6 protein-coding genes and 1 pseudogene are annotated in these 7,869 nt (G+C 37.9%); 2 read left to right on the top strand and 5 right to left on the bottom strand.

Going from position 1 to position 7,869, the window contains the following annotated elements:
• Together CK510_RS22540 and CK510_RS22535 are read right to left on the bottom strand one after the other, a co-directional pair.
• On the bottom strand, nucleotides 1–368 hold a 368-nt coding region (locus CK510_RS22540), incomplete at its 3' end, for a hypothetical protein (protein WP_211293261.1).
• The gene (locus CK510_RS22535) at nucleotides 328–1,029 is read right to left on the bottom strand and encodes a hypothetical protein (RefSeq protein WP_245912317.1); all 702 of its coding nucleotides are present in this window, start codon (nucleotides 1,027–1,029) and stop codon (nucleotides 328–330) included. The genes CK510_RS22535 and CK510_RS22540, both read right to left, overlap by 41 nt.
• A 168-nt stretch (nucleotides 1,030–1,197) precedes the next feature.
• On the opposite strand from CK510_RS22535, the gene CK510_RS22530 reads away from it, so the two are divergent.
• The gene (locus tag CK510_RS22530; protein WP_095723822.1) at nucleotides 1,198–1,413 is read left to right on the top strand and encodes a hypothetical protein; all 216 of its coding nucleotides are present in this window, start codon (nucleotides 1,198–1,200) and stop codon (nucleotides 1,411–1,413) included.
• A 594-nt stretch (nucleotides 1,414–2,007) separates the two neighbouring features.
• On the opposite strand, the gene CK510_RS22525 is transcribed toward CK510_RS22530, so the two are convergent.
• Complete coding sequence (locus CK510_RS22525; RefSeq protein ID WP_373695827.1) at nucleotides 2,008–3,030, bottom strand: tRNA-dihydrouridine synthase family protein; 1,023 nt, start codon at nucleotides 3,028–3,030, stop codon at nucleotides 2,008–2,010.
• On the opposite strand from CK510_RS22525, the pseudogene CK510_RS22520 reads away from it, so the two are divergent.
• Nucleotides 2,979–3,368, top strand: a pseudogene (locus tag CK510_RS22520) (ISKra4 family transposase); the annotation flags it as partial. The gene CK510_RS22525 and the pseudogene CK510_RS22520 sit on opposite strands and share 52 nt — an antisense overlap.
• Here the strand turns inward: CK510_RS22520 and CK510_RS22515 are convergent.
• The gene (locus CK510_RS22515; protein WP_095723820.1) at nucleotides 3,343–5,565 is read right to left on the bottom strand and encodes a triple tyrosine motif-containing protein; all 2,223 of its coding nucleotides are present in this window, start codon (nucleotides 5,563–5,565) and stop codon (nucleotides 3,343–3,345) included. The pseudogene CK510_RS22520 and the gene CK510_RS22515 sit on opposite strands and share 26 nt — an antisense overlap.
• A 14-nt stretch (nucleotides 5,566–5,579) precedes the next feature.
• Complete coding sequence (locus tag CK510_RS22510) at nucleotides 5,580–7,817, bottom strand: WD40 repeat domain-containing protein (protein ID WP_095723819.1); 2,238 nt, start codon at nucleotides 7,815–7,817, stop codon at nucleotides 5,580–5,582.
• Nucleotides 7,818–7,869: the final 52 nt, after the last annotated feature.

The raw sequence follows: 7,869 nt of genomic DNA, 5'->3' as shown, positions 1-7,869 counted from the left end.
GTTTTATTCCCAATCCCCATTGTCATCACATATTCCCCCGGTTGAAGAGGAGTGGGGGAGTGGAGGATGGGAGGAGTGGGAAGAGCAGCGTGTTGCGGGGGTTCCCCCCGTTGTAGCGACTGCGGGGAGTTTAGGGGTAAAGAATATTCATCTACTGCATTACCTGTTTTTTCGTATCCATCTTTCCCCCACTCTCCCTCTCCCCCGCTCTCCCACTCCCCCACACTTCGTCCCTTAAGTTGGTCAGTGGAAATGATTAAATCGTAACCATTTCTGACATTACTTAAATCTCGTGGTGCGAATGTTCCCTTTCCCAATTGCCAAGTTTTAATAAGAGTGTTCCAAGTAAAAAAGTGCCCAATTGTCATGCTGAATGGAGCGAAGCGCAATGAAGCATCTCTGTCTATTACATAGCGACTCAGGATCAACAGTTGGATCATTTATTTCTTGGATTACTCTAAGTGGTTTATTTGCGTCATCGATATCCAACCCAGCACGTCTTTCTTTAATACCAAAACGAGTTTGAAATGGCGTTGCTTCTTGATTCCCCAAAGATGCATGAAGCCTAATGTCAATCTTGCCATCGCCATCACCAACTAGTGCGATCGCGAAGCGTCTCCTATGGAGAATCGCATCCGAATTTGCCATTACTCCTCCATTTTCCCCTGTTTTTGCATCGACTACTAAAACTCGTAAATTTTCCCGCTCTGAGAAACTTTTACAGGGTGTGAACAAATTAGAACCGTATGCAGCACCAAAATGAGGCTGGTCAAAAAGCTGTTCTCGTAACTTTTCGTCCATAAAATAGAAACGGCGATCGGCTGAGAATTCCAGTGTTAATCCTTGGGGTGCGAATTGGTTGAGGTCTTGTTCCGTCGTCAGTCCCTGATATACTGTCCCCAATTTAAAAGTGGCATTTGGGGCAAAATACTCTGCCAAACAGTATTCGATTTTTTCTATAATTGGCTCACCATTAGCGATGATTGGTTTACCCGTTTTGGTGCAGAAGTGTTCGAGGGTAATTGCCATAAAAATTAAATTTAATTCATAATTTTATCTACCAATTTATGGATATTTTAGATATTTGATACTAAGCCTTTAGTCAAGAATTCATCTATCACTAATGACGTAAAATTGAATTTATTTAATTACTTTTGGATATAATTAGTATATTTGTATTTCTGAGGCGTTCGAGTTATGGATAGAGTCAAACCAGTCGTATTACCTACTTCAGTTTGGGACACAGACAATCTGGGAGATTTAGTGGCGGAAGGTGCGCTACATAGCGACGATTTATCATTACATGCTGTTGCAGAAGCCCAGAGGGAAGAATATCTACGTTTATCGCGGGAATGGGATGAAAAAATGGAAGATTATTGGAATTCCATCGATTGGGAAGATTTCAAAATTTAGTATGAATTATTAAACACAGAGAAAGAGGAAATATGAGAGAAAATATTAACGATTGGGATGATTGAATTGGTGGCTAATCGGGGAAAGCTCTGTTAGTCTACATTCCAGAAATGGCAGGTTTCAATCGGCGGAATTTACCTCAGTGTAAAACAAAAGCTAATTGGGATTTACAAGTCGTATCTATAAATTACCGAACGGAAAAAATTTCCTATCGGAGAATATGGAAACATCCCACCCAATTCGTATTGTGTATTCGCGAACAGAAAATCAGGGTATTTACTGAGAATTAATTGTTATCCTTCAAGACTGTATTTATATTTACTAAGACTGTACAATTCCTACAAATATAAACAGTAGTAAAGGAAAATAAAATATGAATAACGATATTACAATTTTTCTTATTAGTAAGCTAAAACTCACTTAATTTGTATACCGAAAACCTCATAGCAAGGCTTTCAGACTTAAAAAGATGTCATTTAGATGCGTCTAAGCTTATTGGTTTATTAATTGTTTATTTAATTTTCTCAGCATTAACTGAAATGGGAACAAAGCTACCGTGGAAGAAGTAAGTTATGATACTCACAAAGGTAATAGTTAAATCTTTGAGTAAGGTGCGAGGGCGAAATTTTCATTACTATCGCCAAGGAGGAAGCGATCGCACAAGTTAAGCAACTCAACCTCAGTCTGTGTCTTTCGCATCAGCCGTAGAAAATGACCTTCAGCATCAACCAACAGTGCAATGTAATTGAGGAACATTTTTAAGTAGCCGACACGCGATTCTCCATAGGAGACACTTCGTGAACGCACTGGTATAGCTGCCGAGTTAGGGGTTTGACATAAACGATCGATATAGTTACGTACTTCTACTAAAGAAACAGGTGTAATTATTTCTCCTCGCAAAGCCTGCCGAATTTGATTAAAAATCCAAGGATTTGCGATTGCCCAACGTCCCACCATCACACCCGCCGCACCTGTTTGAGAAAGCACTTCTTGGGCATTTGTGGCAGAGTTAATATTACCATTGGCAAGCACCGGACAATCAACCCGCTTAACCGCTTCCGCAATCAAATCGTACCTGACTTCTCCGTGGTACATATCTTTCACCGTGCGACCATGCAAACTCAGTAAATCAATGTTGTGGCGGTTAATTTTATCTAAAATTTCGTAAAAAGTATCTGTATTATCAAAGCCTATACGCATCTTAACAGTCAAAGGGCGATCGCTCACCGTAGAACGCAGTTCTGCCAAAATCCGCTCCACTTTTTCCGGTTCTCGCAATAATCCACCCCCAACATTTTTGCGATAGACTCTAGGTGCTGGACAACCCATATTCAAGTCAACTCCAGCGATATTATCGCGGCAGAGTTCCTGTGCTGTTCTGACTAAATCGGGAATACTTTCGCCAATCATTTGAGCAAAAACAGGTCGCCCCGTGTCGTTTTCAGTGATTGATGCCAAAATACTACGATTGAGCCGTGAAGTTTCATTTACGCGAAAATACCCAGTAAAGAAGTAGTCGGGACTACCATACTGGGCAATAACCTTCATGAACCAGAGGTTTGTCAATACTTGATTGGTTTCATCTAATGGAAAATCTACATAAAGTTGGTGGTTCAATTCAAAGAATTAACAAGGCAAAAAGTCTACTGTGGCAAGGGAGGGTTGATGATGCGTTAGCGAAGCTTTCCGCAGGAATCGCCTGCTTTGCTGACTGCGAACTCAAGCAAGCTGAGAATTTCTGTGTTTACCTTGAGAAACATCGACACCGAATCGTAAATTATCAATATTATCAAGCCGAACAAATTTGCTCTATTGGCTCTGGTGCAATTGAATCTACTGTTAAACAGATTGACCGTCGAACTAAAATTTCCGGTGCACAATGGAAAATTGATAATGTTCCTCAAGTCATCGCTCATCGTTGTGCTTATCTTAATGGATTAATCTTTGCCCGCTAAATAAAAAGTGGGATGCTCCCGTTGCTGGGGTTGGACTATTTTTAGGTTTAGGAATAATAGTTATTTTCATGCTAATGGGTTTTTGCTGACCGTATTTATCTTCGACTGAAATTCCTACTTCGGGGATTACTATAATAGATTCGGAACCTGTAACGTTTACTTTTTTACCAGAATGAGAAAGAGTAATAATAACATCTTTTGGGTCTGCTTTGACTTTCCAGCGCAGAGTTACGGTTGCACCTTCATCTAAAGATTGTGTAGATTGCTGGTTATTGTTAATCCCGAAAAACTCAATCTCAAATGGTTTCGATGTAACGTTAATATTAATTGGATTAGAAGCTTTGAGATTTTTTGGATATTGAAAAGGAGATTTACTTGTAGGTTGCAGAAAAATAGTATATTTCCCTGGTGTGCTGACTCCCATAGGCACATTTTGACAAGTTAATTCATTACCTTTTTGGCATTGCTTTTGAAGTTGAGGGGGAATTCCTTTGGTAAAATCAAAGTTACCTATAGTAATTAATGTTCCATTTTCTTGTTTATTGATAATCTGAAGACTTGCTAATTGTTCTGGATTACTAATTCGCCAACTTAAATTTACTTGTTGACCTGTTTCATATTGGAGTTTATCCGAGCTAAAAGAATCATTCACTATTTCTGGCGATGGGAGTAATTTTATCTCTACTGGAGATGTAGTTTTTTCATCGACTTTATTGTTTTTGTTTTTATAAGCTTCTAACTTAAATGTGTATTTTCCAGGTTGTTTAGCTTCTGTGATAAAATTATTGCAGGTCAGTGTATTATTTTGTGTTTGACAGTTTTTACCATCGTTTAATTCGTTAATTTTATAGCTATATTCTTTTGGCTCTAGGTTTTCTGCGGTAAAAGATAATCTTAAATTATCTAATTGTTTAACATTACTAACTTGCCAATTTAAACTAATTTTATTGCCCTCTTGATAAGTAGGATTTGTTGGTTTTAAAAAATCTATTTTTGCTGGTTCTGGATGCAATATTCGCCAAATGATAAATGCGCTACCTCCCAATATTCCTAAAATCAGCAATAATAATAGGAAAAAATGCCACCAAGGACGAGCTTTCCAAATGAAAGTTCCTTGAGGTAATTTATCGGGAAGTGGTAATTGTTTTTGATCTTGAATCTCGATTTGAAAGTTGATAAATAATCCTGAACCTAGCCAAGGTTGTCTCCAGGAACTAGTTGGATCGACTGTTAAGTTTACATCTGTACTTTTTTGGGGTAATAATCTGACTTTTAATGGCTCAAATTTATAGTTACATAATTCTTCTTCATCTTGAGTTTTAGCATCTAAAACAAGTTCGCGATCGGTATTACCTCGATTGGTTAATTTAAGTTGATATTTACCCGCAGCACGACTAGATTTTCCTAAAATAGTGTTTAATTCTATGTCTAAAATATAATTTTCTGGAATTTGTAAATAAACTAAGTCTAATAATATTAAATCTTGTCTATTTTGAGAATATAATTGAATTGTAGGTGGATATGTCCCAGCAAAGGCATCCGCAGGGGGATGGATTTCGAGTAATATTTCACCTTGGGAATAGTCGTTTAATTCTAGTCCATTTTCTTCCGAAAGTACCCCTGCTCCTTCATAACCTGTTCTGGGATAGCGAATTGTAAACCAAGTATCATCTAAATCTGGACAAGTTAAACGAAAACGGTCTACTTGTTGGCAACGATTGTTAACTGCTACTGTTAGCAATAAAGGTTGACCGGGTTTATAAATTAACTGATTCTTGGGATTGCTTGCAGGTTTGATTATAAAAGTAGGGTCGTCTCCTCCACGTCTTACTGTTTGCTCTTTAATTAAAACCTGAATTTGTAGGGGAAACGAGATAGGTGTTTCTTGTGGATAATCTTCAGGAGCGTCTACGATTAGTCTGTAGTCATATGTTCCTGGTGGGGTATTTGGAGGAATTTGGAACTCGAAGGATACTTCATAACTTTTTTGAGAAGCTAATGAGAGACATTCTTGTAATGGATTATTCGATAGATTTAAGTTTTGGAATGCTTCATCAAAAGAAACATCAATTCGAGCATCTTTGTAGCCTTGGTTGGTAATAATTACGTGTAATTGTAGGGTATCACCTGGCATCCCCTGTAAAATATCGGGGGGATTAATAATTACTTTTAGTACACTAGTATATTGATTTTGCATTCCATTATCCTGACTTAATTAATGGGGATTGAGTCTGGTTTATATTTTTTACCTTTTTGTGTTTTTTGATATTCCTCACCTCCAATAATAACCATATTTCCCTGGCTATTAATATCGATGCTGTTAATAATATGCGCTATTTTTTTGATTTGTTTGCCTTTAATAGATTCACTACTGCGTTTACCTTCTGGGGTTAATTGCCAAACTACTACTCGTCCATCATCACCTGCACTTACCAGCTTTTTACCATCCCCAGAAACAGCGATACTACGAATAGCTTGCTCTCCTGCTTGCCAGCGATCGCGTTCGCATTCTTTTTGATAAAATGGCTGCTGTGGGTTGGATTTAATCCGACTTTGGCATTGATAGTCTAAAATTGTAATATAACCGTCTGAGTCAGCTATTGCTAGGAGGTTGGAACTTTTAGGTACAAATGCAATACTCAAAACTCGATCGTTATTTCCATAATTACTCTTCTCATCTGCTACGACAAATTTACCTTGACTGAGATTATTTTTAAGCAAATCATCTTGGGTAAGCTTATCTTTTGCTTGAGGAATAGAATTAAGTTGATTTAAATTTAATAAAATCAGAGATTTATAATTTCCTGCTATAGCCAAAGTCTTATCATCACTGCTCAAAGCCATTGAATATACATCATAATCTACGTTAATGATTCTTTCTGGTGCTTGTTTAAACTCTTCTGTAGGGGAGTTTCTCGACCATAAAAGCACCTTCCGGTTAGGATGACCACTAATTAAATATTTTTTATCATTTTGAGTAAATACTAAGTCAAATACCTTGTCAGTTTTACCAACAAAATCTGTAACTTTTAGTTCAGGTTTTTTTTCACGGTTTGCAATATCCCATAGTTGAATAACGCTATTTTTCATCCCAGCAGCAACACGATTATTTTCATGTGGGTCGAATCGTAATGACAATACCTCTCCACCGGTTTTCCCTAATACACCCTCCGGTTTTTGAGGTTCATTATCTCCTGCGGGTTTTAAGCTGCTACCATTAATTTGCCAGCGTCTAATTGTGCCATCATTTGAGCCGCTAACTGCTGTACTTGCATCCTTACTAAAACGAACTACATTAATTGAATCTGTATGTGCAATTAATTCTGGCTTAAATATTAAAGATAGCAATAATCCCAAAAAGCCAATTAAAGCTAATTGCAACCATAGAGGGAAAATAGGTAAAATTTTTAACTCTAAAGCTTGAGTTGTAGGGTCAGTACCACCTAATCTTTGGTCTGATAATATGGCTTTGACATCAAATCTTAAAGTTTTTAACCACCCAACCCAATGACGTTTTGTTTTCATTTCCAATTCTACTTTGCTTGTTTCCCCTATTGGTAGTTCAGCATATTCAGGAAATAATTTACAAGTGCATTGACGGTGGTCTTTGCCTTGTAGCTGAATGTCTACTTGTTGTTGGAGATTGCTAACATTTTTAAACAGTAATTCAAAAGTTGTAGAATTTGATTTCCAATCAGGGATCCACCAACCTTGACGGGGAATAGTTTGTTGTTGGGGTGTGGCTTTAAACTCAACAAAACCCACCGGTAAAACTTCTAAAATACCTTGGGGACTATGGGACAAACCATCTCGACTTGTAGCTTCTACTGTGAAGGGATACTCTCGACTTAGTGCTTGATTCGAGGATGGAGGTTGACATTGGAAAATTGTTTCAACTTGAGTATTCGCTTCTAACAATAATCGTCTTTCCACACCATCATTTAGCCAAGATGCTTCGATACCAACAAAACGCAACACCACATCAACGGGTTTATGACTCCAGTTGCGCGATCGCACTGCGATATTTGCCGTGTTGCGAGGATAAACTTGAAACCTTTGCACGGGCAATTCGACACTCACAGCTTTTACTCTGTCGTCTGCCTCAATTCTCAGGTACACAACAAGTGTCCGTTCTTGCCGCAACCGAGGTGAAACAATTTTAATTCGCAAAGTTGCAGTTCCAACAAAGCTTGGTATGGGTGAGTCAAAAATAATAATTTGAAATTCTGTACTACTACCAGGTGGTTTTGCAGCAGAAATCTCTGGGGAAAGACGATACCATTGATTTCCAAAACTCGGACTAGCTCCTGCTGGTATCACTTCGAGTTTAAAATCAGCATGTTGCTCGCTGTCATTGATAACAGTGACTTTAAATATAACTGGCTGACCACCAGGTCGTAACGTATGGTTTTGGGGAGAAACGCTAGCATTTATAAAGTTTTGTTCCATACAGCAATTATTATACTTGTATTAATTGTGATATTGCTAATGCATTTACTTG

Source organism: Brunnivagina elsteri CCALA 953, from assembly GCF_002289455.1.
Lineage (GTDB): Bacteria > Cyanobacteriota > Cyanobacteriia > Cyanobacteriales > Nostocaceae > Brunnivagina > Brunnivagina elsteri.
Note: the sequence above shows the minus strand (reverse complement) of the source record. Positions and strands in the feature narration are given on the sequence as shown.

Bases quoted from the DNA above. Each gene is read 5' to 3' on its own strand.
- CK510_RS22530 (WP_095723822.1), top strand. From the start codon at position 1,198: ATGGATAGAGTCAAACCAGTCGTATTACCTACTTCAGTTTGGGACACA.
- CK510_RS22510 (WP_095723819.1), bottom strand. From the start codon at position 7,817: ATGGAACAAAACTTTATAAATGCTAGCGTTTCTCCCCAAAACCATACG.
- CK510_RS22515 (WP_095723820.1), bottom strand. From the start codon at position 5,565: ATGCAAAATCAATATACTAGTGTACTAAAAGTAATTATTAATCCCCCC.
- CK510_RS22535 (WP_245912317.1), bottom strand. From the start codon at position 1,029: ATGGCAATTACCCTCGAACACTTCTGCACCAAAACGGGTAAACCAATC.